Source organism: Nocardia stercoris (genome assembly GCF_003696265.1).
In the GTDB taxonomy this organism is placed as follows: domain Bacteria; phylum Actinomycetota; class Actinomycetes; order Mycobacteriales; family Mycobacteriaceae; genus Nocardia; species Nocardia stercoris.
Genome location: NZ_RFFH01000011.1, coordinates 23789 through 49902, shown reverse-complemented (window position 1 = coordinate 49902; position 26114 = coordinate 23789). Strand labels below are relative to the sequence as shown.

At 70.3% G+C, this 26114-nt stretch carries 22 protein-coding genes; 11 read left to right on the top strand and 11 right to left on the bottom strand.

Features of this window, described 5'->3' with window-relative positions; all coding sequences use genetic code 11:
- The first annotated feature begins 18 nt into the window (after positions 1-18).
- Entirely contained in the window at positions 19-1368 is a 1350-nt protein-coding gene (locus tag EBN03_RS22810) for a protoporphyrinogen oxidase (RefSeq protein ID WP_407671222.1), read from the top strand.
- Positions 1369-1421: 53 nt separating this feature from the next.
- Positions 1422-2117 carry a hydrogen peroxide-dependent heme synthase gene (hemQ, locus tag EBN03_RS22805; protein ID WP_122190142.1) on the top strand — a complete coding sequence of 232 codons (696 nt, stop codon included), beginning with the start codon at positions 1422-1424 and terminating at the stop codon, positions 2115-2117.
- Positions 2118-2140: 23 nt separating this feature from the next.
- Here the strand turns inward: hemQ and msrB are convergent, their stop codons facing one another.
- Both msrB and EBN03_RS22795 read right to left on the bottom strand, forming a co-directional pair.
- On the bottom strand, positions 2141-2605 hold the full coding sequence (msrB, locus tag EBN03_RS22800) for a peptide-methionine (R)-S-oxide reductase MsrB (RefSeq protein ID WP_122190141.1): 465 nt from the start codon (positions 2603-2605) through the stop codon (positions 2141-2143).
- A 47-nt stretch (positions 2606-2652) separates the two neighbouring features.
- Positions 2653-3654 (bottom strand): sigma-70 family RNA polymerase sigma factor, encoded by a 1002-nt coding sequence (locus EBN03_RS22795; protein WP_122190140.1) that lies wholly within the window; start codon positions 3652-3654, stop codon positions 2653-2655.
- Positions 3655-3813: 159 nt separating this feature from the next.
- Here EBN03_RS22795 and EBN03_RS22790 point away from each other — a divergent pair, with 159 nt between their 5' ends.
- Both EBN03_RS22790 and EBN03_RS22785 read left to right on the top strand, forming a co-directional pair.
- Positions 3814-4539 (top strand): SDR family NAD(P)-dependent oxidoreductase, encoded by a 726-nt coding sequence (locus EBN03_RS22790; protein ID WP_122190139.1) that lies wholly within the window; start codon positions 3814-3816, stop codon positions 4537-4539.
- Positions 4536-5282 carry an SDR family oxidoreductase gene (locus tag EBN03_RS22785; RefSeq protein WP_122190138.1) on the top strand — a complete coding sequence of 249 codons (747 nt, stop codon included), beginning with the start codon at positions 4536-4538 and terminating at the stop codon, positions 5280-5282. The genes EBN03_RS22790 and EBN03_RS22785 overlap by 4 nt, the downstream gene beginning before the upstream one ends.
- Positions 5283-5538: 256 nt before the next feature.
- On the opposite strand, the gene EBN03_RS22780 is transcribed toward EBN03_RS22785, so the two are convergent.
- Positions 5539-6198, bottom strand: coding sequence for a TetR/AcrR family transcriptional regulator (locus EBN03_RS22780; protein ID WP_122190137.1), 660 nt, complete (start codon positions 6196-6198; stop codon positions 5539-5541).
- Between the two features lie 156 nt (positions 6199-6354).
- Between EBN03_RS22780 and EBN03_RS22775 the strand changes: the two genes are divergently transcribed.
- Both EBN03_RS22775 and EBN03_RS22770 read left to right on the top strand, forming a co-directional pair.
- Positions 6355-6960, top strand: a complete 606-nt coding sequence (locus EBN03_RS22775) for an NADAR family protein (protein WP_233608554.1) — start codon at positions 6355-6357, stop codon at positions 6958-6960.
- Positions 6961-7228: 268 nt separating this feature from the next.
- Complete coding sequence (locus EBN03_RS22770; protein WP_122190136.1) at positions 7229-8479, top strand: PucR family transcriptional regulator; 1251 nt, start codon at positions 7229-7231, stop codon at positions 8477-8479.
- Between the two features lie 3 nt (positions 8480-8482).
- Here the strand turns inward: EBN03_RS22770 and EBN03_RS22765 are convergent, their stop codons facing one another.
- The 3 genes from EBN03_RS22765 to EBN03_RS22755 form a co-directional block, all read right to left on the bottom strand.
- Positions 8483-9721 carry a glycosyltransferase family 87 protein gene (locus EBN03_RS22765; RefSeq protein WP_407671221.1) on the bottom strand — a complete coding sequence of 413 codons (1239 nt, stop codon included), beginning with the start codon at positions 9719-9721 and terminating at the stop codon, positions 8483-8485.
- Between the two features lie 123 nt (positions 9722-9844).
- The gene (locus EBN03_RS22760) at positions 9845-11509 is read right to left on the bottom strand and encodes an alpha/beta hydrolase (protein WP_122190134.1); all 1665 of its coding nucleotides are present in this window, start codon (positions 11507-11509) and stop codon (positions 9845-9847) included.
- A 32-nt stretch (positions 11510-11541) separates the two neighbouring features.
- Complete coding sequence (locus EBN03_RS22755) at positions 11542-12294, bottom strand: pyrimidine reductase family protein (RefSeq protein ID WP_233608553.1); 753 nt, start codon at positions 12292-12294, stop codon at positions 11542-11544.
- A gap of 56 nt (positions 12295-12350) precedes the next feature.
- Between EBN03_RS22755 and zapE the strand changes: the two genes are divergently transcribed.
- Positions 12351-13379 carry a cell division protein ZapE gene (gene zapE / locus EBN03_RS22750; protein WP_122190132.1) on the top strand — a complete coding sequence of 343 codons (1029 nt, stop codon included), beginning with the start codon at positions 12351-12353 and terminating at the stop codon, positions 13377-13379.
- 4 nt (positions 13380-13383) lie between these two features.
- Here zapE and EBN03_RS22745 read toward each other — a convergent pair whose 3' ends face one another.
- Entirely contained in the window at positions 13384-13923 is a 540-nt protein-coding gene (locus EBN03_RS22745) for a GNAT family N-acetyltransferase (RefSeq protein ID WP_122190131.1), read from the bottom strand.
- A gap of 443 nt (positions 13924-14366) precedes the next feature.
- Here EBN03_RS22745 and EBN03_RS22740 point away from each other — a divergent pair, with 443 nt between their 5' ends.
- Complete coding sequence (locus tag EBN03_RS22740; protein WP_122190130.1) at positions 14367-15134, top strand: hypothetical protein; 768 nt, start codon at positions 14367-14369, stop codon at positions 15132-15134.
- A gap of 23 nt (positions 15135-15157) precedes the next feature.
- Here the strand turns inward: EBN03_RS22740 and EBN03_RS22735 are convergent, their stop codons facing one another.
- Entirely contained in the window at positions 15158-16342 is a 1185-nt protein-coding gene (locus EBN03_RS22735) for a hypothetical protein (protein WP_233608552.1), read from the bottom strand.
- 224 nt (positions 16343-16566) lie between these two features.
- Complete coding sequence (locus EBN03_RS22730; RefSeq protein ID WP_122190129.1) at positions 16567-18804, bottom strand: SulP family inorganic anion transporter; 2238 nt, start codon at positions 18802-18804, stop codon at positions 16567-16569.
- A 523-nt stretch (positions 18805-19327) separates the two neighbouring features.
- Between EBN03_RS22730 and EBN03_RS22720 the strand changes: the two genes are divergently transcribed.
- Entirely contained in the window at positions 19328-19831 is a 504-nt protein-coding gene (locus EBN03_RS22720; RefSeq protein ID WP_122190127.1) for a hypothetical protein, read from the top strand.
- A 166-nt stretch (positions 19832-19997) separates the two neighbouring features.
- Positions 19998-20672: a DUF4389 domain-containing protein gene (locus tag EBN03_RS22715; RefSeq protein WP_122190126.1), complete on the top strand. Its 675-nt coding sequence runs from the start codon at positions 19998-20000 to the stop codon at positions 20670-20672.
- A 12-nt stretch (positions 20673-20684) separates the two neighbouring features.
- Here the strand turns inward: EBN03_RS22715 and EBN03_RS22710 are convergent, their stop codons facing one another.
- Both EBN03_RS22710 and EBN03_RS22705 read right to left on the bottom strand, forming a co-directional pair.
- A complete protein-coding gene (locus tag EBN03_RS22710; RefSeq protein WP_199742927.1) occupies positions 20685-22805 on the bottom strand; it encodes an amylo-alpha-1,6-glucosidase in 2121 nt (706 codons plus the stop codon).
- On the bottom strand, positions 22802-23929 hold the full coding sequence (locus tag EBN03_RS22705) for a glycosyltransferase family 4 protein (RefSeq protein WP_122190276.1): 1128 nt from the start codon (positions 23927-23929) through the stop codon (positions 22802-22804). Before EBN03_RS22705 ends, EBN03_RS22710 begins: the two co-directional genes overlap by 4 nt.
- A gap of 1106 nt (positions 23930-25035) precedes the next feature.
- On the opposite strand from EBN03_RS22705, the gene EBN03_RS22700 reads away from it, so the two are divergent.
- Positions 25036-26112 carry a substrate-binding domain-containing protein gene (locus EBN03_RS22700; RefSeq protein ID WP_122190125.1) on the top strand — a complete coding sequence of 359 codons (1077 nt, stop codon included), beginning with the start codon at positions 25036-25038 and terminating at the stop codon, positions 26110-26112.
- Positions 26113-26114: the final 2 nt, after the last annotated feature.

Here is a 26114-nt window from a genome sequence, read left to right as displayed (position 1 = left end):
GATCGGTCCCGGCACATGGTGAGTGGAAACGGTTCCAGGACAGCGGTTGTCGGCGGCGGGATCAGCGGGCTGGTGGCCGCCTACCGGCTGCGGCAGCGGCTGGGACCGACGGCCGAGATCGTGCTGTTCGAGCGCGGCGACCGGGTGGGCGGCGTGCTGCACACCGGCGAACTCGGAGGCGGCCCACTGGATCTGGGCGCGGAGGCGTTCGTCGGCCGCCGCCCCGAGGTGCCGGCCCTGCTACGGGAGCTCGGGCTCGAGGAGCAGCTGGTGCACCCGGCCGGGCGGCGGCCGCTGATCTGGGCCGACGGCGCCACGCACCCGCTGCCCGGCGGCACCCTGATGGGGATTCCCGCCACCTCCATGGTCATGCACGGGCTGGTGGACGCCGCCACCCTCGCCACCATCGATGCCGAGGCCGACCGGCCGTTGCACTGGGTCCCGGGATCCGATATCGCGGTCGCGACGCTGGTCGCGGATCGGTTCGGGCCGCAGGTCGTCGCGCGCAGTGTGGATCCGCTGCTCGGCGGAGTGTATGCGGGACTGGCGAATTCGATCGGGCTGCGCAGTGCGCTGCCGCCGCTGGCGGCCGCGCTGGACGCCGGTGCCCGGAGTCTGGGTGCGGCGGTGGCGCGGGCGCTGCCGCCGCCGTCGACCGCTCCGGTGTTCGGCGGCCTGCGCGACGGCTACCGGGTGCTGTTGCGGGCACTGCTCGCCGCCGCCGCGCCGAAGGTCGAAATACGTACGGCGGTAACCGATCTCGCGCGCACGGCGACCGGCTGGCGGTTGGGTGCCGCCGGGGAGTTCGACGCGGTGCTGCTGGCCACCCCGGCCCCCGTGACCGCCGGCCTGCTGGGCGCCGACCTGCCCGCCGCCGCGGAGCTGGCCGCGGGGATCGAGCTGTCCTCCTCGGCGCTGGTCGCGCTCGCCGTGGCACCCGACGCCCCGCTCCCGGACAATTCCGGAATCCTGGTCGCGACCGGAGAACCATTGCGCGCCAAGGCCTTCACGCTGTCGAGCCGGAAGTGGCCGCATCTGGCCGGCCGCGACGCGCTGCTGCTGCGCGCCTCGTTCGGCCGCTTCGGTGACAGCAGCCCGCTGTCCTGGTCCGACGCCGACCTGATCGCCGCCGCCACCGCCGACCTGGCCACGGTCACCGGCCACCACATCGAGCCGCTGGACGCCCGCGTGCAGCGCTGGCCCGGTGGCCTGCCGCAATACGCGCCCGGCCACGACCGCCGCATCGCCGACCTGGAGGCCGCCGTCGCCCAGGCGCCCGGCCTGGCCCTGGCCGGCGCCTATCTGCACGGCGTCGGCGTGCCCGCCTGCATCGCCACCGCCACCGCCGCGGTGAACCGGCTGACCTGAGCCCGGGCGGGCCCGCTCCGGCGCGAAAACGGCGTGGTGGCACCATGGATCCTATGGCGCGACTCGATTACCAGGCCCTCAACTCGCAGATCCGATACCTGATGTTCTCGGTGTACCAGGTGGAACCGGGCGTGCTCGGCGACGACCGGGACGAGATCATCGCGGAGGCACAGGAATTCTTCGCGGGCCTCGAGCAGCGCGGGGTCGTGGTGCGCGGACTGTACGACGTGGCCGGGCTGCGCGCCGACGCCGACTTCATGGTCTGGACCCACGCCGAGCGGATCGAGGACCTGCAGGCCGCCTACGCCGACTTCCGCCGCACCACCGAACTGGGGCAGGCGTGCACGCCGGTGTGGAGCAACGCCGCACTGCACCGCCCGGCCGAATTCAACAAGAGCCACGTGCCGGCCTTCATCGCCGGTGAGGAGCCGGGCGCCTACATCTGCGTGTACCCGTTCGTCCGCTCCTACGACTGGTACCTGCTGCCCGACGCCGAACGCCGCACCATGCTGGCCGACCACGGCAAGGCGGCGCGCGGCTACCCGGACGTGCGGGCCAACACGGTGGCCTCGTTCGCCCTCGGCGACTACGAGTGGATCCTGGCGTTCGAGGCGCCGGAACTGCACCGCATCGTCGACCTCATGCGCGATCTGCGCGCCACCGAGGCACGCCGACACGTCCGGGAGGAAATCCCGTTCTTCACCGGTCCGCGCGTGGATGTGGCGACCCTCGTCGCCGCCTTGCCGTAACGCGAGCGATCGCTCGAGTACGGTTACTGCTGCTGCTCGGTGCCCGGCTCGGCTGCTTCGGCCGAGGGGTGCAGCCGCAGGGAGATCGAGTTGATGCAGTACCGCTTGTCAGTGGGTGTGGCATAGCCTTCGCCCTCGAAGACGTGGCCGAGGTGGCTGTGGCAGGACGCGCACAGCACCTCGACGCGTCGCATACCGAGCGAATCGTCGGAGCGCAGCAGCACGGCGTCGGAGTCGGCCGGGTCGAAGAACGACGGCCACCCGCAGTGCGAATGGAATTTCTCGGTACTGCGGAACAATTCGGCGCCGCAGGCCCGGCAGGCGTACACCCCCTCGGTCTCGGTGTCGGTGTACTCGCCGGTGAAGGCGCGTTCGGTGCCGGCTTCGCGTAAGACCGCGTATTCCGTCGGGTTCAGCTTGGCTCGCCACTCCTGCGGGGAGAGCTGAATCTTCGGCGTCGGCAGGCCCGCGGATCCCTGTGAACTCATGGCCGACAGTCTAGTTACCGGTCGGCCGCCGCCATCGTCCGTGCAGGTCAGCACCGTTCGGGCAGCGACTGCGGTAGACCGAACCGGGACAGCACGCTGTTGTCGAAGCGGGTCAGCGCGGCGATCCGGTCCCCGTCGAGGGTGACGACCAGCAGCCCGCCCGCGCGGCGGATACCGCAGCTGGTGCGCACGTAGGCGCCGAACGCCGGCTGGCCGTTCGCCCGGGTCGGCACCAGGTCGTAGCGGCGGCCCGGCCCGAAGACCGCGGTGTAGAAGGCCGCCACATCGGCCAGGCCGTGGTATTCCAGCGGGATCGGTGGCATGGACACCACCACGTCCGCGGTGAGCAGCTCGACCAGGGCGTCGACGTCCCCGGCCTCGTACGCACGGACGAACCGGGCCACCAGCGCGCGCTCGGCCGGCGAATTCGGTGCCGGTGCCGCCGCGTGCTGCGCCGCCACCCGCTGCACCGCGGCCCGCGCGCGTTTGAGCGCGCTGGTGACCGATTCGGTGGTGGTGTCCAGCATGGCGGCCACCTCGGTGGCGTGATAGCCGAGCACCTCGCGCAGGATCAGCACCGCCCGCTGCCGGGGCGGCAGCAGCTGCAGCGCGGTGACGAAGGCCAGCGAGATCGCCTCGCGCTGCTCGTACCGCGCTTCGGGACCCAGCGGCGGCGCGATCGCGCCCTCGGGCAGCGCGTCGTCGGGATACGGCTCGAGCCAGACCACCTCGCCGATCCGCGACGGCGCGGGCGGATCAAACCCGGGCACGGTGGTCTGCGCGGGCCGGCGTTTGTGCGCCCGCAACATGTCCAGGCACCGATTGGTGGCGATCCGGTACAGCCAGGTGCGCACCGACGCGCGCTCCTCGAAACCGCTCAGGCTCTGCCACGCCGACACCAGCGTGTCCTGCACCGCGTCCTCGGCGTCCTGGAACGAGCCCAGCATCCGGTAGCAGTGCGTCAGCAGTTCCCGCCGGTACGGCTCGGTCAGCTCCCGGAACGCCTCGCCGTCCCCGGCTCGCGCCCGCCCGATCAGCTCTGCCGTCATCGTTCATCACTCCGCCCTCGCGTCACCTGGATGCAGTCCAGCCTGCACCGGTACCGACGTCGGCCGCGCCCCGAACTGGGCGGTCCGGGCGCGCCCAGTTCGCGACCGGCCCGCCGTCGGCATCTCCGAGTGTTTCTCGTTACCCAGGAGGAGAGTTCGATGACCATCGCAGGTAAGACAGTGCTCGTCACCGGAGCCAACCGCGGCATCGGCGCGGCATTGGTCGCGGAAGCCCTGAATCGGGGCGCGGCCCGGGTGTACGCCGGTACCCGCGGCCCCCTTACCCACCCCGACGAGCGGGTCACACCCGTCGTGCTGGACGTGACCGACCCGGCGCAGATCCGGGCCGTGGCCGAGCGTATCGACACGCTCGACGTGCTGATCAACAATGCCGGTGTCTCCCCTTACGACGACCTGAGCGACCGTGCCGCACTCGACGAGTCCCTGGCGGTCAACCTCTACGGCCCGCTCGCCGTGACCCAGGCGCTGGTGTCGCGGCTGATCGAGGCGCGGGGTGCCATCGTCAACATACTGTCCATCGCCGGGTGGGCCGCGGTCCCCGTGATCCCGTCCTACTCGATCTCGAAGGCGGCGGCGTTCTCGCTGACCCAGTCGCAGCGGGCTCTGCTGGCCGCACACGGCGTGCGCGTGCACGCGGTGCTCACCGGCCCGGTGGACACGGACATGAACCGCGGCTTGGACATTCCCAAGGCGGTCCCGAATGCGGTGGCCCAGGCCGTCTTCGCCGGTGTCGAGGCGGGCGCGGAGGAGATCTTCCCCGACCCGCTGTCGGAAACCCTGGCCGCGGACTGGAATTCGAGCGCGACCAAGGCCATGGAAAAGGTCAATGCCGCACTCCTCGACCCGGCGGGTGTCCGGTCATGAGCGAATCGTCCACGCGCACAATGCTGGTGGTCGGTGCGGGTCGCGGTCTCGGGCGCGGGACGGCGGCCGCGCTCGCCGCGACCGGTGCCCCGGTGGTCGCGGTCGCCCGGACCGCCACGGACCTGGCCGAGCTGGCCGCCACGGAACCCACTGTCCGGGCGGAGGTCGCGGACGCGACCGAGACCCAGGTCGCGGCTGATCTGCTGGACCGATACGACCCCGAGGTGCTGGTGCTGGTCGCCGGGGCCGACCCGGTGATCGCCCCGCTGCACGAACACACCTGGGAGTCGTTCTCGACCAACTGGCACAGCGACGTGCGGATCGCGTTCACTTGGCTGGGCGCGGCGCTGCGGCGGCCGTTGCGGCCGGGCAGCCGGATCGTGGTGGTCAGCAGCGGTGCCGCCCTGCACGGTTCGCCCGCCAGCGGCGGTTACGCCGGCGCCAAGGCCACCCAGCGCTTCCTCGCGGACTACACCCGCGAAGAGTCACGCCGGGCCGGCCTGGGCCTGATCGTCACGACGGTGCTGCCGACGATGACCCCGCACGGCGCCGTCGGCCGGTCCGGCATCCGGGCCTATGCCGCCCGCGGCGGCAAGACCGAGGAGCAGTTCGTCGCCGGCCTGGGCGACCTGCTGACGCCCGAGACGGCCGGATCAGCCGTCGTCCAACTGGTCCGAGCGGATCCGGCGAGCGTGGCGCCCGCCTATCTGCTCGGCGCCGCCGGGCTGAAGGAGCTGCCGTGACGCCCTGAGCGGGATGCGCCCATCGCCGGTGGACTCCCCTGGGAAAGTGGTCGGTCAGTGCGGAGCAGGCGCTGCCGATCGCTCGTCCACCGGCGATGGGAATGGGTGCCCGGGACCGGACAAGAGGCGGTGTCGGCCTCGGGCACGCGCTCGAGTGAGGTTGGGATCACTCGCCCGGCTCATGCGCACCGGGTGCACGCCAATCTAGGTGGCGCATCGTCTGCCGGGAGTGGGGTTCGGCCGGGTCTGGAGGTAGTCACAGTCCCGGCGGGGCCGGACTGGGCGCCATGACAACCGCACCGGCCATCGCCGCCTCGACCCAGTTCCCGACCATCGTGGCGGTCGCGGTGATGATCGTCTCCGGATCCTGGTCGGCGGCGTCGCCACCGGCGATCCCGTAGCAGGTCATCATGCAGGTGTGGGCCACCACGTAGGCCATGACGTCGAGGTCGGCGCCGGTGTCGGGTGGCAGCCGCCCGCTCAGATAGCCGTGGCAGACCAGCCGCAGCGTCCGGTTGAACTCGGCGAATCCGCTGCCCGCCAGGTTAGATTCGGCGATCAGCGCCCGCAGCAGCCCGGCGTTGTCGACGAGGACGGTGAGCACCCCGCGCATGGCGATGGTCAGCGTCTCCTGCGGCGGTTCGTTGAAATGCGCGATCACATTGCTGACCACCTGGTGTTCGATCTCGCCGATCACCTTGTTGCGCAGCACCGACACGATCTCCTCGCGGTCGGCGAAGTACCGGTACAGCGTGCCGATGCTCATGCCCGCCGCGGCGGCGATCCGATTGGTCGATGTACCGGAGATACCGCGTTCGGCGAAAAGCTGAGTGGCCGCGTCCAGCAGCCGGCGCCGCGACTCCGTCGCCCGATCCTGTTTCGGCTGTCGGCGCTGGCCGGTAACGGTTTTCCCCATGACGATCCTGATGATTCCCGGCGATGCCGAACGTGAGCTGTGGCGCCACTATAACCGCCGGGCGCTCCCGGCCCAGGAAATATTCTGCCGCCCAGGCTCTTCCGCCGGGCGGGAATCCGGTGGCGGTCTCCCGCGCGCGCGTGACAGCATCCCGGGGTGAACGCGCACGATTTCGACACCTCCACCCATCCCGCCGATACCCGTACCCGTGAGCAGCTCGAGGCGGTGACGGCGGCCGGCGCCCGGCCGAAGTGGCTGATGTTCTGGGGTCATCAGCCGCAGCGCGACGGCAGCATCGGCTCGGGTGCGCTGAGCCAGTGGTGGCCGTGCCGGTTCGAGCTCGACGGCGTCGAGTATGCGAGCGCCGAGCAGTGGATGATGGCAGCCAAGGCGCGGCTGTTCGGTGACGAGGCCGCCGTCGCACCGATTCTCGCGGCCCGCACCCCTGCCGAGGCCAAGGCGCTGGGCCGGAAGGTGCGCGGCTTCGACGAGAACCGGTGGGCGGCTGAATGTTTCGAGTTGGTCGTGCGGGGCAATGTGGCGAAGTTCGGTCAGGACAGTGCCCTGCGGGACTACCTGCTCGGTACCGGGCAGCGGGTGCTCGTGGAAGCCAGTCCGCGGGATCGAATCTGGGGCATCGGGCTGAGCGCGACCGATCCGGCGGCCACCGATCCGGGGCAGTGGCGGGGGAGCAACCTGCTCGGGTTCGCCTTGATGGAGGCGCGGCAGCGGCTGGCGGCGGAGTGTGTGAGCGCACAGTGACGAGACGGTGAAAAGCTGAGCGGTCGCGCCCGATGATCATCGCCGAGGATCGAAAAACTGATCTTGTCAGTGGTGTTCGGGCAGGTGAAAGCCGGTGTCGGCGGTGGGTCCACGATCGAGCCGGAGCGGAGTAGAACGTGAGCGCGCGGCGGAACTAGAGTTTCGCTCACCCTGTCCGGTGTGGTGAATGTCATTGCGCGGCAGGGATTCGCCGACTCCGTCGCGCCTGCTCGGCCGGCGCGCGGGAGAACGTGGAAGGACGTCAACGATGACCGACAGCAACACGACGAACCCCACCGCCCGAACCGGACTCGTCGTCTCCGGCCGGCCCATGTCCACACCGCTGCGGGATGTGCGGTCGGTGTCGCGGCAGCTGGTGGGGCACTTCGTGAACACGGTGATCCCCTGCGGCACCCTGCCCGGTGACGTGGTCGGCGGAGACGTCACCGCGGTCACCGAGGTGTGTCTGGAACTGGCCGTCGACATGCTCGACGGCAAGGACCTGCCCGCCAAGACCGACCGGCTCGCCGCCACCGCGGCCGGCTGGGCCCGCGAGGGCATCCCGATCGACACGATCCTGCACGCCGTGCACGAGGGCTTCACCGTCGGCCTGCGGCGGATCATGTCCCCGGCCACCGCGCGGGACTTCGATCAGCTCGTCGACGGCGCCGGCCTGGTGATCCGGATGCTGGACCTGATCACCACCACCGTCGCCCGGGCCTACGTCCGCGAGCACAAAGCCCTGGCCTCCGAACATCATTCGGCGGTCCACACCCTCACCTCGGCGTTGCTCGGCGGCAACGCGAGCTCGACCATGGCGCGGGAATGCGGCGTCGAGATCGCCGCCGAGTATTGCGTAGTGGCACTGGACATCCCGGCGCATCCCGACGAACGGCGGCCCGGTGTCGACCCGAAGATCGTGGCCCGCCGCAAGCTGCGCCGGGTGCAGGCGGAACTGGCCGCCCGCTGCGGCGGCGTCGCTCTCGCCCTGCTCAGCGTGGACGGCGGAACCGTTCTGGTGCCGTCGGATTCACCGGCCGGCGGGCAACTCGACGGCCTGATCGAGGGCCTGTCGGCCGCCGCGCAGGTGCGGATCACCGCCGCCGTGGCGACCGCGGAGCCGTGGGACATCCCGGCCGCCGCCGACCGCGCCCACGAAGTCCTGGACATGGCGCAGCGCCTGGAGTGCGAACCCGGTCTCTACCGGTTCACCGATATGGCCCTGGAATACCAGCTCACCCGTCCCGGCCCAGGCCGGGACACCCTCGGTTCGGTCCTCGATCCGCTCGACGCGCACCCGGAACTACTGGAAACTCTGCGCTGCCACATCAGCCACAACCTGAACCGGCAGCGCACCGCCCACGTCCTGCACATCCACACCAACACCGTGGACTACCGGCTGAAGCGGATCGGCCAGCTCACCGGCTTCGATCCGAGCCGCACCACCGGGCTGTGGCAGCTGCGGTCCGGGCTGATCGCCCGCAGTTTCGCGCGGAACTCCGGCCCGAACCGGCCGTGAACCTCAGGCCGGCAGGCTGTCGGCCACCTCGTGCCGGCCGGAGAGGGCGGTCGCCATCGGGACCGTGCCCGGTGCGGCGGGATCCAGCAGGAAGTCGGGGTCGAGTCCGGCGTCGAGCCGGCCCTTGCGCCGGGCCGTGAGATACCGGTCGCCCAGCACGCAGAAGGTGACCACCAGCAGCAGTCCCCAGCCGAGCGTGACCCGCAGGTACTCCAGGTCGCGGCCGATGCTCTGCCAGCTGTCGAGCAGCCACTTGTCGTAGGTCATGAACCCGAAGATGGCCACCCAGGCCGGCCAGTTGCGCAGCACCGAATTCCGCAGCACCACCGTCATCAGGAACGGGAACAGCAGCATCGAGTAGTACTGCTGGCCCAGCGCCGTGATCAGGAACTCCGCTGCCAACACCACACCCGACGCGGTGCAGATGAAGAACAGATCGTCGTGGCGGTAGTAACGCCACAGCAGCCACAGGGTCGCCAGGACCAGCACCGCCATCACGGCACGCAGCGCCAGGATCATCCAGCCGGGCAGGCCGTAGTACAGGCCCAGCCCCGGGATCGAGCTGTTGAAGTAGTCCCGCGCGGTCATGGCGTACGGCCAAGTCCGGTGGACGAAGTTCATCGGGTCCTTGATCAGTGGCCAGGCGATCGCGGTCAATGCCACCGGAATACCCAGCGCCGTCCAGAACACCTTCCACTGCCCGCGCAGCAGCGGCACCACCAGCATGGGCGCGATCGTCGGTTTGATCGCGATCGCCAGGCCCATCACCGCACCGGCCCACAGATCCCGCCGCTTGAGCAGCAGCATGATGAACAGCACCTCGGCCAGCAGCACGCAGCCGTTCACGTTGCCGAAGGTCAGTGTGTTGATGACCGTTTCGGACGCGAACATCGCCAGCAGGAACAGCGGCGCGGCGGGGGAGCGCAGGCTGAACTTGAACAGCTTCAGCAGGAAGTACCAGGCCAGGATGATCGCCACCGCGTTGAGCGCGATGAAACACCACTTCGACCGTTCGGGGTCGATGATCGCCAGCGGCGCGATGAGCAGGGTGCCGCTCGGCGGGTACAGGTAGTGCGGATCGGTGAGGTCGAAGTTCTCGCCGTACACCGCGCGGCCGTTGAGGAACGCCAGCGACGCCTTGTAGACGGGCGCGAAGTCGTCGGTGATGGTGAAGTTCGTGGCCTTGACGAAGACCTGATGCAGCACGGTGAGGACCGCGAAGGGCCACAACGCGAAGTTCATGGCCTCGGCGGTCGTGCGTGCGGTGCGCGGCTCGAGCTGACGAAGGAACACTCCGGAAACTTACACCGGGAAAGTGACGGCCGGTTGCCGGGACCCGCTGATCGTGTGGTTTGTCCGGCCTGCTCAAGCAGGACAAGCCGTCCCGTCGGCCGGCAGAGTGGCGTCTTTGAGATAGTCGACCGCGGCCTGCTGGGCGCACGGCGAGTGTGTGACGACCGGATGCCCGTAGCCCTGCCAGTTCATGGTGGCGGTGGTCGCGCCCGCGGTGGTCAGGGCGCCGGTGATGCTCGCGCGTCCGTCACCGCCGACGACCGGGTCGGCCGCGGCGCCCAGCACCAGCGTGGGCACCGTGAACGAATCGGGCAGCTGCGCCTTGTCCGGAACCGGCCACGCGGAGCAGCGCATGAGCGCGATCGCGGCGGCCCGGCCGAACACCGGATAGCTGGTGTCCCAGGAACCCTCCAGGTCCTTGGCCCGGGTGAGGGTGGCCGGTTCCTGGTTGTCCGAACACCGGGCGACGAACTGGCCGTCGCTGCCGGTGACCGCCGCCTGCTGCTGGACCAGGGCGCCGATCGGGCCGCGGTCGCCGCGCCCGGCCGCCGACAGCGCGTCGGCGAGTTCGGTGACCCGGCCGGACTGGTCCGCGCGGGGATCGGCCAGCACCCCGGAGATGGCGGTGAGCAGCGCGCCGGCCGACAGGTCGCCCAGCTGCCCGGAGCCGGCCCGGTGCACCAGGTCGACGATCGCGGCGCGCGGGTCGGCGCCCAGTGAACAGTGCGCGCCGGTGCAGCGCGTGGCGAAGGCGGTCACCGCCGCTTCGGCACCCTTGACCCGCTGTTCGGTCCGGGTGACCGCGTCCGCGCCGGCCGCGTCCGGCGAGTCCAGGATCAGCCGGGCGACCTGGCGGCCGTATTTGGCGGCGTAGGCCAGCGCGACCCGCGACCCGTTGCCCGTGCCGAGCAGCGCGATGCTGTCCACGTTCCACTGCTTGCGCAGCGCCTCGATGTCGTCGGCGGCGTGTTTGGCGTCGAAGGTGGCCTGGTACGGCTGCAGGAAGTCCTGGCAGGCGACGGTGGCCTCCTGGCTGAGCCTGGCCATGGTGTCGACGGGATCGGCTGTGCCCGTGGTGAACTGGGCGTTGTCGGCCAGCGCACGCCGGGTGTCGGCCGGCAGGCAGTCGACGGCCTGCGAACCGCCGATACCGCGCCGGTCCACGCCGACCACCGGATGTGCCGCCAGCAGAGCCGAATTCGCGCCCGCGGCCAGGCCGGCGACGGTGGCCGCGGACGGCCGATCGGATCCGGAGGTCACCACGAGGGGTGCCGCGTCGGCCGGTGTCGTGGCCAACCGGGCACGCACGGCGGCGGTCCGGAAGCTGCCCTGGATGGCGCCCGACACGTCGATCGGCGTATCGAACTCCGCGCATTCGACGACGACACCGGCCGGCGGCGCGCCCAGCGCGAACTGCGTGAATGTCGAAGCGGCACAATCCTTCCAGGCCAGATCCGACTTCGGCCGCTGCGGTGCCGCCGGTGCCTTCGGAGCCGTGGTGGTGGTGGTCGGCGCGGCCTGCTGCTCGTCCCCCCGCTTCACCGCGACACCCGGGCGGTCCGAGGGGCCGGCACCGCAGGCGACGGTCAGGCTCGCCACGGCCAGCAGCGCACCCGCGGTCGCCCAGACGGCGCGCGGCGACGACGCCGGGCGGGCGGGCGAGGGCACCGCGTCGGCGGGTGACGACGCGGCACGTGCGGGCGACTTCGCTGGCCGTACGGCCGATGTCCAGCGCATGTGTTACAGCCTGCCAGGTCGGGCCCGCGGCTTCAGCTCTGGGTGTGCTGGCGTTCCCAGCGGGTCAGCATCGTGCCGTCGCTGTCGAGCAGGACGTGCCGCAGCGACATCGGGGTCGGTGTGGCATTGTCCGACACCGCGATTCGCCCGGCCGAACCGGCAGCGAGCAGGGGGGACACGGTGAGGCACAGCTCGTCGACGAGTCCGGCGCCGAGCAGGCGGCCGAACAGCGACGGTCCGCCCTCGCACAGCACCCGCAACAGCCCGCGCGCGGTGAGCGCGTCCCGGATCGCGGTGGGGGTCATCCCGTCCGGCCCGGCGACGATCACCTCCGCGCCCGCGGCGGTCAGACGTTCGCGCCGCTCCATCGGCGCCGCCGCGGTGGTCAGGACGATCGGCGGCGTGACGGTGTCGGTGAACAGCCGGCCCGCCGGGTCCAGGTCGGCGCGCGCGGTCACCACCGCGATCGGCGGCGGCGACCCGTCCGGCGCGCCACCGAGACCGTGATGGTGCAGCCGGATCCGGCGATGAGCGTCGGTGTGCGCGCCGCCGTAGTTCTCCGCCCGCGCGGTACCGCCGCCGACCAGCACGACGTCGGCCAGATCGCGCTGGATGTCGAAGAGGGCGTGGTCGGCGGGTGTGCCCAGCGGGCCCGAGACACCGTCGAGACTGACCGCGCCGTCCACCGTCGCGATGAAGTTGACGCGGAACCAGGGTGCGCCGAGCCGGGACGGATAGGAGTACAACCGCAGCAGATCGTCGGGGGTGAGCGTTGTGAACTGCATCGCAGTGGGGACATGCTGCATAACGCTCGATCTCACCACGTCAGTACGCTGGATGGGTGCAACAACGCCTCGTCGACCGCCATCCGGAAGTTCCGGCCGATCAGCTCATCGCGCAGATGGTGCCGCCGCCCACCTTCGACGAGGTGAGCTTCGCGTCCTACATTCCGGACCCGGCCGAGCCGAGCCAGGCCGCCGCGGTCGCCAAGGCCGAGCAGTTCGCCGCCAAGGTGAACGCGCTGCACAAGGCCGCGGGCAAGAAGTCGCTGTTCGGGAAGAAGAAGCCGGTCAGCGGCGCCGGGATCTACCTCGACGGCGGATTCGGTGTCGGTAAGACCCACCTGCTGGCCTCGACCTTCCACGCGGCCCCGGAGCCGAAGTCGTTCGGCACCTTCGGTGAACTGACCAACCTGGTGGGTGCGCTCGGGTTCGTCAACGCCGTCGAGCGGCTGTCCGCCAACAGCGTGCTGTGCATCGACGAGTTCGAGCTCGACGACCCGGGCGACACCACGCTGGTGTCGCGGCTGCTCACCGAACTCGCCGCGCGCGGTGTGTCCATCGCGGCCACGTCGAACACGCTGCCGCAGCAGCTCGGCGAGGGCCGGTTCGCGGCCCAGGACTTCCTGCGCGAGATCAAGAAGCTGGGCGCGCTGTTCGAGACGGTCCGGGTCGACGGCCCCGACTACCGGCACCGCGACCTGCCGCCCGCCCCGGACCCGACGGCGCCCGAGGTGCTGGCCGAACGGGCCGCGGCCACACCGGGTTCCACGCTCGACGACTTCAGCGAGTTGCTCGACCACCTGAGCACCCTGCACCCGTCGCGCTACGGCGCGCTGATCCACGGCGTGTCCGCGGTGTTCCTGTCCGACGTGCGGCCCGCGACCGATCAGGCGGTCGCGCTGCGCGTGGTGGTGCTCGCCGACCGGCTCTACGACGCGGGCATCCCGGTCACGGTCTCGGGCGCCAAGCTGGACCAGATCTTCTCGGCGGAGATGCTGGAGGGTGGTTACCGCAAGAAGTACCTGCGCGCGATTTCCCGCCTGCTGGCGCTGTCGCGCTTCGAGGTGAAGCACGCGGCCACCGCGTAACCGGCTACAGGCGGGCGAGCATCACGTCGTCGCGGCACAATTCGCCGCCGACGGTGAACGAGCGGGTGCCGACGGTGTGGAAGCCGTGTTTGGCGTAGAAGCGTCGCGCGCGCTCGTTCTCCTGGTTGACCCCGAGCCACAGCGTCGCGAACCCGGCCTCCCGGGCGGTCGTCACGGCGGCCGCCATGAGCGCGGTCGAGACGCCGGTGCCGTGATGGCCGGGCAGCACGTACATTCGGTTGACCTCGAGCGCCGGCCGCGGGGTGATCACGCGCGCCACCTCGGGGTCGGCGGGCAGGCGGTCGATCAGCAGCGTGTATCCGACGATGTCGCCCCCGGAGACGGCTTTGAAGATGGTGTAGCCGGGACGCGAGAGGTAGTCGGCGAAGTGCGAATCCGACAGCGCCTCGTCGATGTGGGCGGCGACGGCGGCCTCGGAGATCTGCGGCGGGACGGCCAGCGGGAAGGTGGCCGCGGCGACGTCGCCGAGTGCCTCGGCGTCCCACAGCCCGGCCCGGTCCACGGTGATCGACGGATGGTTCATGCGCACTCCCAACGGTGGGGAAACCGAGCCGAACAGCAACGAAAGCATACCGGTGTGGTCACCGCCGGGCCCGGGCCGCCGGACGTGCGTCTATTCGCCGTCGCTATGGGCGCGATGCCGTGACCCGGTGTCACATCCGGCTCGCGTTTATATAACGAAACCCGTGACCCTCTGTGAAGCTCGCTGCGCAGCACCCACTCTGGTTACCAGCGGGCAGCAGGGTCCGCCGGGGCAGCGGGGTAGAGGTGGTGGACGTGAAGACGAGGCATCGCAACGGTGACGCGTCAGTGGTGAAGACCGAAACACCAGCCGTGACGGCGGTGGATGAGCCACTCGTATTGCCGGTGGTGCCGCCCAATCCGCGTGGGCACGAGCCCGGCGAGCGCTGCCGCCAGCCCCGATGCAAAAGTTGCCGGTGGGATGCTCAGCGGCTGAAGTATTGGTTGCGCGGACAGTTGCTGGCCGCCGGCGCCGACGAGGCGGTAGTGGACAAACCGCTCGGCGCGCAGACTCCGGGCCTGCTCTGGCGCCAGGGTTCGCGCATGTGCGCGATCGAGATCCGCACCGCGGCCGTGACGGCGGGCCAGGCCGCGGAGCGAACCGCGCGGTTGCGGGCGGTGGGATGCAGCGAGGTGCTGTGGTTGTGCGCGCCCGGTACGTGGGTCGACGTGTTGCCCGCCCTCGGGATCGACGATTTCGCCCCGGCGGGAACCGATTACACCGCGATCGAGGGCGCGCTGAAGGTCGACCCGGTCAGCGGTGCCGCCGGCGGGCGCGACCCGTGGCGGCTGCGGGAATTCATCGACATGTGGGTCCGGGGCGAGTGCGCCTGGGGTTATCGCGACGAGAACAGTGGAGGGTGGGCCATGGTGACCGACTGGGAGCGCTTTACCCGCGCGCAGGCGGCGACGATCGCCGAGCAGAAGCAGGAGATCGTGAACCAGCGGGTGGCACTGGCCATGGCGCGCACCGCGACTCGCGACAAGGCGCGCCAGGTGGACCGGGCCAACCACCGTTTGGCCCGGGCGCAGGCCGTCAACGACGAACTCGACGACACCAAACGGGAACTGGCCGACCATCATCGGGTCGACAACAACCTGCGGCTGAAGATCGAGCTGTTACAGCGCGCCAACCGGAACTGGCAGCTGATGACCTTCTTCGCCATGTTCCTGCTGGTCGCGCTGCTGATGGCTTCGGTGCTGCTGCACTGAGGCTCGGTGCGGCCGGGCGTGGCTCAGCCGCGGGCGAGGCGGAACGGCCCGCGCTCCCAGCGCCAGCCGTGCCGCAGCACGAGGGCGTTGAACTGCGTCGGTTCCAGGCCGGTTTCGGCTGTCAGGGCACGGAATTCGGGCCACAGCAGCGGTCCGCGGGCCAGCCGGTTGCGCAGCGGGTGCTCACTGCTCGCGGGGACGGGCAGTTCCCGCAGATCGGGTTCGCCGATCGCGCTGCCGGTGAAAACCAGCCGCCCCCAGCCGAGTTCGCGGGCGCGGGCGCCGGTGGCGGCGAGCCGGACGAGGTTCGGATAGCAGGCCAGCCGGCCCAGCGGGACCACGTCGACGAGGACCGTGCGGCCGTCGGTCAGGTGCGCGGCGACGGTCGGATGGTGCAGGCGCGGTTCGTCGTCGACGGTGTATTCCACGGCGATCGGCCGCTCGGTGAAGGTGCGGACCTGTTCGGATTCGTCCAGTAGTCGCAGCAGCCGGGCTTCGAGTGCGGTATCGAAGGTCACGGTCCGGCCGGGTTTGGTGGCGGCCATGCTGCCACGCGCCTCGTCGGCGGTATCCACCGTGTGGATCGGGTTGTCCGGCAACGGTTCCGGAGTACCGTGACGCGCCCACTCGGCGCGGCGCAGCAGCGGTAGCAGCGCACCGGCGCCGGATTCCGGTCCGGCCGGATGATTGCGGCCGCGCTGTTGCCAGCCCGCGATGCGCTGGAAGACGAAGCCGGCCAAGCGTTTCGCGTCCTGCAGCGGATGGCCGGCCAGCCGCAGCTTCAGGTAGGCCAGGTCCTGGGCGGCGAGATCGCAGTCGGTGGCGTAGATCTCGGCGAGCAGCAGCCGGACCAGGCGTTCGTCACTCCAGCCGACCGGGTAGCGGGCCGCGAACACCGCGGTATCGGGGTGTGCGGTGGCCCGCACCCGCCGGTACACCTGGCCGGCGGCGCGCGTGTAGATCTGGCGCACCCGGTCCCGGGAGAGCTCGTACTGGGCGCCGAGCAGCGTCAGGGTGGACGGCCGTTCCCCGTCGAGACCGAGCCGGGCGGTGAGCAGCGCGCCGTCGCGGGGGCGGTCCTCGGCCTGGTCGGCGACCATCACCGCGAGCGCCTCGTCGATCTCCTCGAGCGCGAACGACAGGACGGCCGCGACATCGTCGAGCTGTTCGGCCCCGATGTGGTGTTCCCGGCTCGTCGTCACGTCCACCCGCTCTCGATCATGAGTTCGAGCAGCCTAACCCGACGGTGGCGCCGGAACCGGGCGACACGACGGGAAAACGACAGCGCCCCGGGGAGTTTCACCCGGGGCGCCGCTCGACCGCCGAATATCCGGCCGTCGCCCACGGCCGGGGATCCCGCCCGGCCGGCGGTCGAGGTCTGGTGGAGGGGCCTGCGTGGTGACGCTCCGCTGCCGCCTCCGGCCCGGACGGATCAGGCGGTGAGCACGTCGATCTGCGCGGCGTCCAACCGCCCTGCCGCGTCGCCGATCTCGGCGACACCGGTGGCCGTGATCTCGAGGACCCGGGCGGTGTGGATGTCGAAGAACAGTCCCGACAGCACCAGCCCGCGGTCCTGCACCGCCTGCCGCACCAGGGGGTGTCGGCCCAGGATCTCCAGTTGCACAGCCACATTCACCATGCCGAGCTGGTCGACCGGGCCGAATCCGGCGGCGGCCGCGGCCACCGCGACCGGATGCCCGCTCCGGTACCGGTCCAGGCTGGGCCGCCCGTGCGCGAGCCAGTCGTCGAGACCCGAACCGTCCGGCCGCCCGTGGTGCAGTGCGCCCATGGCGCCGCAGCCGGAGTGACCGCACACCACCACCGAGCGCACGGTCAGCTTGTCGAGTGCGTAGACGATCGCCGCCTCCACCGAGGAGTCGTTCCCGTCGGCGGGGACGAGATTGCCGATATTGCGCACGGTGAACAGGTCGCCCGGTCCGCTGGAGGTGATGACGTTCGGCACGATCCGGGAATCGGAGCAGGTGAGGAACAGGGCGTCCGGCGCCTGGCTCTCGCGCAGCAGGCCCAGGTGCGGCCGCACGATGTGCGCGTGCCCGCGGTGGTAGGCCCGCACACCGGCGACGACCGGGTCGGTGTGCGCGGCGCGGCGCCACGGCCCGAGCGCCTCGTCGAGCATGCGGCGCGCGTGGCCGCGGGCGGGCGGACCCGCACTGGCCAGGTCGGCGATGCGGGCGGTCCCCACCTCGACGAATTCGACACTGCCGCCGGTATTTTCGTGGCGGGCTGCCCAATCGGCGAGCGCGTCGGAGGCGGCGTGGTCGACGAAGTCGACCGCCAGCTCGAGGGTGACCTCGGCGCCGGCCGGTACCCGGTTCAGGACCGAGGTCAGCCGGGGCAGCGCCAGGAAGGTGCAGGTGCCGTCGACGGTGACCACCCAGCGGTCGCCGGCCTGGGCTGCGGTGATGTGCACCCGGACCACCCGCCACAGCAGCATGGCGAAGGCCAGCGCCAGCCCGGTCAGCATTCCGGCCAGCAGGTTGACGAATACCACCACCAGCACCGTCGCCGTGTAGACGACGAGGTCGCCGGTGCGGTGCGCGAGCTTGATGTGCGCGAGTTTCACCAGGCCGAGGCCGATCACGATGAGGAGCCCGGCCAGCGCGGCGACCGGGATGCGGTGTACGACATCCACCAGCGCCACCGCGAAGATCAGCACCCACAACCCGGACAGCATCGACGACGCCCGGGTCCGGGCGCCGGCCTTGACGTTGGTGACGCTGCGCACGATGACCGCGGCGATCGGCAGGCCGCCGATCAGGCCGCTGACCACGTTGGCCACGCCGTGCCCGAGCAGTTCGCGGTCGAAGTCGGTCCGGGTGCCGGGCCGCAATCGGTCGACCGCGACGGCCGACAGCAGGGTCTCGATGCTGGCGATGAGGGCGATCGTGATCATGGTCAGGGCCACCGTGCCCCAGCCGCCGCGGGGCAGGGCGGGCAGCGCCATGTCCTGGAACAGCGAGCCGGACAACGTGATCCGTTCGACACTGGTCGGCACCGCCATGGACAGTCCGGTCGCCGTGACGACCGCGGCCAGCGGCGCCGGGATCCGCCGCAGCGCCGGCGGCAGGTAGCGCCAGCCGAGCAGGATCGCGATCACCGCGCAGCCGACGAAGGCGTCGCCGGGGTGGACCGAGCCGAGCTGATGCGGCAGCTGCACGATCGACTGCCACGACGAGCTCAGCGACCGCCCGCCGAGCAGCACATGCAGTTGCTGCAGGGCGATGACGACGCCGATCCCGGCGAGCATGGCGTGCACCACGACCGGTGCGATGGCGAGTGCTGCGCGTGCGATCCGACTGAGCCCGAACAGGATCTGCAGCGCGCCGGCGCCGATGGTGATGAAACAGGTGGTGGCCCAGCCGAATTGCTGGATGCTCTGGATGACCACCACGGTGAGGCTGGCGGTGGGGCCGCTGACCTGGAGCCCGGAGCCACCGAGGGCGCCGGCGACCAGGCCGCCGACCACCGCGGCGAGCAGCCCGGCCGCGATCGGGGCGCCGGAGGCCACCGCGACGCCGATGGACAGGGGTAGCGCCACCAGGAACACCACGATGGACGCGGGTAGGTCGTGCCGGCGCACAGCACGCAGGTCGAGGGCGGGAAGACCGGGGAGCGACGTCCGTCGGGCCGGTTCGGTGTCGGTCGACATTATTCTCCTTCGCCGCGCCGGTTTCGCGGCGCGGTTCATCGGTCGAACATGTACTGGCATCGAGGGCGGGCGGAGCTGCGGCGGCTGCCCGGCGGGCGGCCGCCCGCGGTGCTGCGGGGCCGGAAGTGCGAGAGCCGGGATGAGTGTAAAGAGTGCCCCAAGTAGTTGAAAAGTCTTTTCAGCACTGCGTGGTCAGACGGTATCAGATTGTGATCTGTGTCACAACTCTTCTAGGGGGTGATAGATGGTGTCACCGGCGCAGCTGCGAACCTTACCGCCGCAACGGATCTGGGTTCGGGCCTGGCGAGTGTGCCGATCCCGCTGGGTAATCCGGACATCCGGGCTGCTCGGCGACCGTGCATCCGGCTCCGGCGCGCGCTGCTCGGCGCGCTGAAATGTGTTGTGCCGGTGGCATTCACGCACAGATTCCGGTCGATCGGCCCCGCTGTCGGTGCCGGGATCGCCGACATTGGCGGTAAGGTGACCGACGATTCGAGAAATACCTGAAGAGGGGGACGATTCGGTGACCAGTCGCCGTCACACTACCGTCATCGCCGGCCGGCTCGCCGCCATGGGCGCACTCCCGGTCGCGGTCACGATCGCGATGCTGAGCGCCGGAACCGCGCAGGCGGCGCCGGTTCACGGTGTCGAGGAGAGCCCGGTGCAGCCCGGGGTCAGCACTGAACCGCAGAGCGACCCGGCTCCCGACCCCGGCCTGATCCAGGCCACCCCGCAGCCGGCGGACTCGCCGGAGGTCGCCGCTTCCGCCCCCGCGCCCGCCCCGGCCGACAACCCGCAGCCCGCCCCGGCAGCTCCCGCCCCGGCCGACAACTCGATCGTGGGCCAGGTCGCGGCCGTGCTCGGCGGGGGTTCCGTCGCAGTCGGTTCGGGCGCCCTCGGCGCTGTCCTGGTGTCGAACATCGGCAAGCTCAACCCCTTGCTGCCCGCCACCATGTCCGGTGTCGGCATCTCCGGCACCGCGTATTTCCCGAATCCGCTGACCCTGTTCGGCGTGCCGCTCAGCTGAGCGGCACGGGCCCGCCGGGCCCCGGGCCCGACATGGCGAAAGTTGCCCATTTCGTGCCCCTTCGGTGACCCCCGCACCCGGGCCCCACGGACTCTCCGCGCGGGACAATGGAACTCCTGATGCGATGCGCCGCACCACGGCGCCCGTGACGAAGGAGTGCCGGACCATGGAGCCACAGCCGTCCGTCCCCGAACCCGCACCGAGCTCACCCGTTCGAGTCCGGGGCGACCTCGACCCGAACCTGTCCCGCTGGCAGTGGCTGGTGAAATGGCTACTGGCGATACCACATTTCGTGGTGCTGATCGTGCTCGGCATCGGCTGGGTGCTCGCCACCGTCGTGGCGTTCTTCGCGATCCTGTTCACCGGCCGCTACCCGCGCCCGCTGTTCGACTACTCGGTCGGGGTCATGCGGTGGGGCTGGCGCGTCGCGTTCTACGCGCTGAGTCCGCTGGGCACCGACCGGTATCCGCCGTTCAGCCTGAACTCCGACCCGGGCTATCCGGCCGACCTCGAGGTCGACTATCCCGAACAGCTCAGTCGCGGTCTGGTGCTGGTGAAGTGGTGGCTGCTGGCCATCCCGCACTACCTGATCGTCGGCGCGGTGCTGTCCACGGCCGCCCGCATGGGGTCGGACGGGCATTCGGCCGGTGGCCTGTCGCTGCTCGGCGCCCTGTCGATCGTCGCCGGCGTCGCGTTGCTGTTCACCGCGGTCTACCCGCGTGGCCTGTTCGACTTCGCGATGGGCTTGAACCGCTGGATCGTGCGGGTACACGTCTACGCGGGCCTGCTGCGCGACGACTACCCGCCGTTCCGGCTCGATCAGGGCCCTCGCGAACCCTGATCGAGCCGGCGCTCACGGCGTGATCAGCTGCCAGTCGTCGGGGAGGTTCTTGGCCACCACCCGGTCCTCCTCGACGGCCAGGTCGAAAACGCTGCCGCCGAGCCGCATATCGGTCAGCGCGACCCGCCCCCACTGGGCGGGCACGTGCGGCAGCACGGTCAGCGTGCGGCGCGGCACGTCGGGTTCCAGCCCCAGGAACGAGCGGACCAGCAGCAGCGGTGCGGCACTGGCCCAGGCCTGCGGCGAGCACGAGGTGGGGTAGGGGACCGGCGTGCGGAACCGGGTCCGGGGGAAGCCGCAGAACAACTCCGGCAGTCGGCCGCCGAAAGCCGCTGCGGCGTCGAGCAATCCGCTCGCCAGACTGGTCGCCAGCTCGATGGCACCCGGAATGTGGTGGTAGCGCAGCAATCCGGCGACCGCGAGCGCGGTGTCGTGCGGCCAGATCGAACCATTGTGGTAGCTCATCGGATTGAAGGCGCCCATGCTGGTTGCCAGTGTGCGCAAACCGAATCCGGAATCCATCTCGGGCGAGGCCATCCGCTCGATCAGCTGCTCCGCCTGCTCGTCGGGCACGATCCCGGTCCACAGGCATTGCCCCACATTGCTGGTCAGGGCGTCCAACGGCCGCTTGTGTCCGTCGAGCGCGACCGCGTACCAGCCCCGCTCGGGCAGCCAGAAGGCCTCGTTGAACTTGGTCTTCAGTTCGGCGGCGTGGTCGCGCAACCGTTCCGCGCGGTCGTCGTCGCCGAACTCCGCGGCCAGTTCCGCGCGCGCCCGCAGTGCCGCGTACGCGTACCCCTGCACCTCGCAGAGCGCGATCGGACCCTGCCCCAATGTGCCCGCGGCGTCGTTGATTCCGTCGAAACTGTCCTTCCAGCCCTGGTTGATCAGGCCGCGGTCGGTGGCCCGCTGGTACTCCACGAACCCGTCGTCGTCGCGGTCGCCGAAGTGGATGATCCAGTCCAGCGCCGCGTCCGCCGCCGGCAGCAACGCCCGCACCACGGTGGTGTCCGCGCCCCAGCGCCGCGCCTGCTCCAACAACATGACGAACAGCGGTGTGGCGTCGACGGTTCCGTAGTAGGTCTCGCCGCCCAGGGCCAGGCCGCCGGAAGGGCCGCGCCGGATCTCGTGCATGATCCGCCCGGGTTCCTCCTCGGTGAGCGGATCCACCCGCTGGCCCTGCATCTCGGCCAGCTGCTGCAGCGTGCCCAGGGCCAGGCCGGTGTCCAGCGGCAGCGCCATCCACGCGGTGAGCAGGCTGTCGCGCCCGAACAGGGTCATGAACCAGGGCGCGCCCGCCGCCACGAACGCGCGGCCGTCGCGGCCCTGGTCGCGGATGAGCAGGGCGCCCAGGTCGCTCTCGGTGCGCTGCAGGATGCTACGCAGGATCGGGTTGCCGGTGGTGAGCTTGGTGGTGGTGTCGCGCCAGGACCGGATCTTGATGCCCGGCTCGCTGCATTCGTAGTTCTCGCCGCGCCGCAGCGGGAGCTGCACCCGCTGATTGGCCACGGTCGGCTGGGCCAGGACCTCGGTCTGCCAGCGCCCGCCGGGCGGTACCACCACCCGCCAGGACAGTTTGCCCGGAAGCGCCGTCGCGCTCTCCGACGACGACACCGCCATGCCGCGGGCCCGGTCGGATCGGTCGTTGAGCAGCAGTTCGTTGCCGTTGACCAGGACCTCGGCCCGGCCGGAGCCGGCCCGGCCCTCCTTGACCGCGAACAGGTCGACGAAGTCGGCGTCGACCTGCAGTTCCAATGCCACCGCGGTGGCTTCGCGGCCCAGGTTCTCCAGCGTGATCGTTTCCTTGATGCCGTCGGCGACCAGGCGGTCCCGCACGATCAGCACGGTGCTGTCGGCGGCGCCGGCGCGCGGTGGCCGGCGCAGCACGAACTGCGCGGTGAAGGCCTCCGGGCTCAGCACCGACAGCGGTTCCGGTCGTTGCCCGTCGACCCGCAGTTCCCAGCGCGACAGCACCCGGGCGTCGCGGAAGAACAGGCCCTGCGGGGTACCGGGCTCGACGTCGCCGGCATGGTCACACAGGCAGAAGGTGCTGCCGTCCACCAGTGTGACCATGCCGCCGGGCCCGCCGAGTGCGGCGGGTTCCCCGGCGTTGAGCGCGGACGGGATCGTCAAGACCGGTCTCCGGCCATGACGCGCGCGGCGGCGGGCAGGTCCAGGCTGTCGGGCACCGTGATCTCCACCGTGGCCGGCGGCACCGTGTGTTCCCGGTGGGCCCGCAACACGTCGCGGTAGACCTCTTCGTAGCCGCGGCCGGCCGCGGCGGCGTCGAAGTGCTCGAGCACGTGCGCCCGGCAGGCAGCCGGGTCGTAGCCGCGCACCTCCTCGATCGCCGTCGGCAGTTCGCTCGGATCGTCACAGATCCGGCCGGTCACCCCGTCGACGATCACCTCGGACACCGCGCCGCCGCGCAGTGCCACGACCGGGGTCCCGCACACCATCGCCTCGATCATCACCATGCCGAACGGTTCCTCCCACCGGACCGGGAACAGCAGGCACCTGGCCTCCGACAGCAGGAGTCGCTTCGCCACCGCGTCGGCCATGCCGAAAACATGGTCCCGCTCGGTGAGCCTCGGGCGCACGGCTTTCTCGAAATACGCCTTTTCCGGGGGTTCTGCGCATTTTCCGGCCAGGATCAACGGAATGCCCACGGTGTGCGCGGCCTCCAGCGCCAGGTGCGGTGCCTTGGTCTCGGTGAACCGGCCCAGGAACAGGGCGTAATCCTGCTTGACGGGCTGGAACGGCCAATCCGCGACGCGCAGCGAATTGTGTACCCGCCCGGCCCAATTGAGGTCCGCGGCGAGTTCGCGCTGCCGGTCGCTGATCGCCACCAGGGATGTGTCCTGGTGCAGCTCGCGGTAGTAGACCTCGCAGTCGCCGTCGACCGGTCCGTGCACCGTCACCACGGTGGGCAGGCCCAGCTGCCGGTAGAACGGCGCGTTGACCGGGCCGGCGAAGGTGTGGTCGTGGACCAGGTCGAGCCCCTCGGTGGCGATGAGATTTTCCAAGGCCCGGCGAACCTTCAACGCGTGCACCACCTCCGGGAACGGATCACCGAGCCGTTCGGCCTGGATCTCGTCCCAGAGTGGGACGAACCGTGCCTTCGTACCCGGTTCGCCGGCACCTAGCAGGGTCACGCGGTGACCGCGTTCGACCAGTGCGTCGACCACGTCCGCGACCACGGCTTCGACGCCGCCGTACGCCTTGGGCGGAATATCGAAATACGGTGGGACGACCATTGCGATGCGCAGACTGTCGCGCACGGGATCGGATAGATCGAATGAACCAATTTGCGCCGAGAACTGTTCGTACATGTTCCCTCTCCTGGGACATAACGGAAAGCACTCAATGGTTGGCACGTGCTGTTGTCACTCGTCTGTACCGCGGCGCTAATTATGCCCGGTATGGGCTGCGTTGGCGGCGAAGAATCGGATCGTGCCGTACTCGTGATGTGCGCAGATCGGCATTCGAGCCGGTCGGGCCGGTAATTGCGGATCCCAGTTGGGGATCATTGTCGGCCCGCCAATGGGTTTCGCGGTAACCGGAACTGGGTAGTCGCCGCCGTTCCGTATCGGTCGGTTTTGTCCGACTGCAAAAAACGGGACGTCCGGTTTCGATCTGCCCGGACGGGGTGGAATCCGGGCGTCCCCTGCTGCACCGCGTGGTGCGTGGGGGACGGCCAGGTACTTGACAAATGCCAGGTCGGGAGGCATGTAATGGTCTGAGTGCCCGGTTCTGTGGCCGCGGCGTCCAGGAGGCGAGCATCCACTGTGGGATGCGGCCCTTGGGGTCGGCGTCCGTGCCGTGGTCACGGGCGCTCGGATGTGAGACGAACGCGCTGTTCATATTCGTGGTCATTCCGGTGTGGGTCATTCCTGCGGTCGCAGGAAGGCGGTCGCAGGAAGGCGGTACGCGAAATTGTTGCACTGCCGGGCAGTTTCCAGGTCGCGATGCGGGTGGGAAATAGGTGGGTGGCCGAGAATAGGTCTCGAATGTGCCGTACCGATGGGTGTATTCGCCGGAGATGCTGCTGATCATGGTGAATGCCACCGGCACTGTGTGCGTCCGGTAGGCGATCTTGTGCCGGCCTTCGGCTGCGCCGGTTTCTCGCCCGACCTGCGGTGACGGTCGTCGTGGGATGTCGGCTGTGTCGTGAGCCACGGCTACTCGATGTCGAGGTAAGTATCACAGATATGTTTACCGGCCGATTGTGACGGTAACTGAATCGTTGCTCAAAACTCCTTGAGCGAGTGACCGGTTTGTTTACTGTCGTTAGTGCCGCCATCCGAGGGCAGGACGGACCTGACCCCCGCTGACGAGATGCCGGCAGTGACGGAGTCGATACATGTCGGTCGGGACCGGTGCCACCCTGCTCGCTGCGCGCAGCGACCTGTGGCGGGTCGCGCTCGTCGCACCGATGAGCGGTCCGGGCGGGTTCTACGGGCCGTCCTGCCAGGCCGTCGCCGAACTGGCCGTCCACGACCTCAACGCCGACGGCGGCGTCCTCGGCCGGATGGCCGATATCGAGCTGGTCGACGGCGGCGCCGAGCCGGCCGTGGTGGCCGCCGCGGTACGCGAGCTGCTCGACGCCGGAATGATCGACGCGGTAGTCGGGCCGCACGTCACCGAGGTGCGCAAGGCCATCGCCCCGGTCGTCGCCGGCCGGCTGCCCTACGTCTTCACCGCCGTATGCGAGGGCGCCCGCGGCCGCCCGGGCGTCTACTGCGTCGGCGCGACCCCCGACCGGCAGTTGCGCCCCGGCCTGCAGTGGATGCACGAGAACGCCGGGGTGCGGAGCTGGCATTTCGTCGGCTCGAACTTCGGCTGGCCGCGCGGCGTCATGCCCGCGGTGCAGCGCTACATGGGCGAGCTCGGACTCGAGCTGCGCGGTAGCACGCTCGTCGACTACGGCACGGTCACCGAGGAGACCGTCACCGCGGCCGCCACCTCCGGAGCCGACGCGGTGCTGCTGGTGCTGCTGGGACAGGACGCGGTGGCCTTCAACCGGTGCTTCGGCCGCATCGGCCTGCACACCACCATGCTGCGGTTCGCGCCGCTGATGGAGGAGACCGTCCTGCTCGCCTCCGGCGTCGCCAATACCCGCGGCTTGCTCAGTGCCGGTTCGTATTTCCGCACCAGCCCAGGCGCCGACAGCGCGGACTTCCGCCGCCGCTACGCCGAACTGCACGGCAGCTTCGCGCCGCTGCCCACCCGCTGGGCGGTGTCGTGTTACGAAGGGCTGCAACTACTCTCGGCGATGATCGGCAAGCACGGCAGTCTCACCGACCTGCCGCCCACCGCCGAGGGCATCGGCTTCACCAGCCCCCGCGGCACGGTCGAGTTCGTGGGCCGGCGCCCCCGGCAGTCCATGGCGATGGCCACGGCCGATGGTGTCGACTTCGCCATCGTCGACACCATCTGACC

What these genes read in the sequence shown, in the direction of transcription:
- EBN03_RS22745 (WP_122190131.1), bottom strand. Translation starts at nt 13,923, where the DNA reads ATGAACCATCCGTCGATCACCGTGGACCGGGCCGGGCTGTGGGACGCC.
- EBN03_RS22790 (WP_122190139.1), top strand. Translation starts at nt 3,814, where the DNA reads ATGACCATCGCAGGTAAGACAGTGCTCGTCACCGGAGCCAACCGCGGC.
- hemQ (WP_122190142.1), top strand. Translation starts at nt 1,422, where the DNA reads ATGGCGCGACTCGATTACCAGGCCCTCAACTCGCAGATCCGATACCTG.
- msrB (WP_122190141.1), bottom strand. Translation starts at nt 2,605, where the DNA reads ATGAGTTCACAGGGATCCGCGGGCCTGCCGACGCCGAAGATTCAGCTC.
- EBN03_RS22795 (WP_122190140.1), bottom strand. Translation starts at nt 3,654, where the DNA reads ATGACGGCAGAGCTGATCGGGCGGGCGCGAGCCGGGGACGGCGAGGCG.
- EBN03_RS22760 (WP_122190134.1), bottom strand. Translation starts at nt 11,509, where the DNA reads ATGCGCTGGACATCGGCCGTACGGCCAGCGAAGTCGCCCGCACGTGCC.
- EBN03_RS22770 (WP_122190136.1), top strand. Translation starts at nt 7,229, where the DNA reads ATGACCGACAGCAACACGACGAACCCCACCGCCCGAACCGGACTCGTC.
- EBN03_RS22765 (WP_407671221.1), bottom strand. Translation starts at nt 9,721, where the DNA reads ATGAACTTCGCGTTGTGGCCCTTCGCGGTCCTCACCGTGCTGCATCAG.
- EBN03_RS22730 (WP_122190129.1), bottom strand. Translation starts at nt 18,804, where the DNA reads ATGTCGACCGACACCGAACCGGCCCGACGGACGTCGCTCCCCGGTCTT.
- EBN03_RS22700 (WP_122190125.1), top strand. Translation starts at nt 25,036, where the DNA reads ATGTCGGTCGGGACCGGTGCCACCCTGCTCGCTGCGCGCAGCGACCTG.
- EBN03_RS22705 (WP_122190276.1), bottom strand. Translation starts at nt 23,929, where the DNA reads ATGGTCGTCCCACCGTATTTCGATATTCCGCCCAAGGCGTACGGCGGC.
- EBN03_RS22715 (WP_122190126.1), top strand. Translation starts at nt 19,998, where the DNA reads ATGGAGCCACAGCCGTCCGTCCCCGAACCCGCACCGAGCTCACCCGTT.
- EBN03_RS22780 (WP_122190137.1), bottom strand. Translation starts at nt 6,198, where the DNA reads ATGGGGAAAACCGTTACCGGCCAGCGCCGACAGCCGAAACAGGATCGG.
- EBN03_RS22785 (WP_122190138.1), top strand. Translation starts at nt 4,536, where the DNA reads ATGAGCGAATCGTCCACGCGCACAATGCTGGTGGTCGGTGCGGGTCGC.
- EBN03_RS22755 (WP_233608553.1), bottom strand. Translation starts at nt 12,294, where the DNA reads ATGCAGTTCACAACGCTCACCCCCGACGATCTGCTGCGGTTGTACTCC.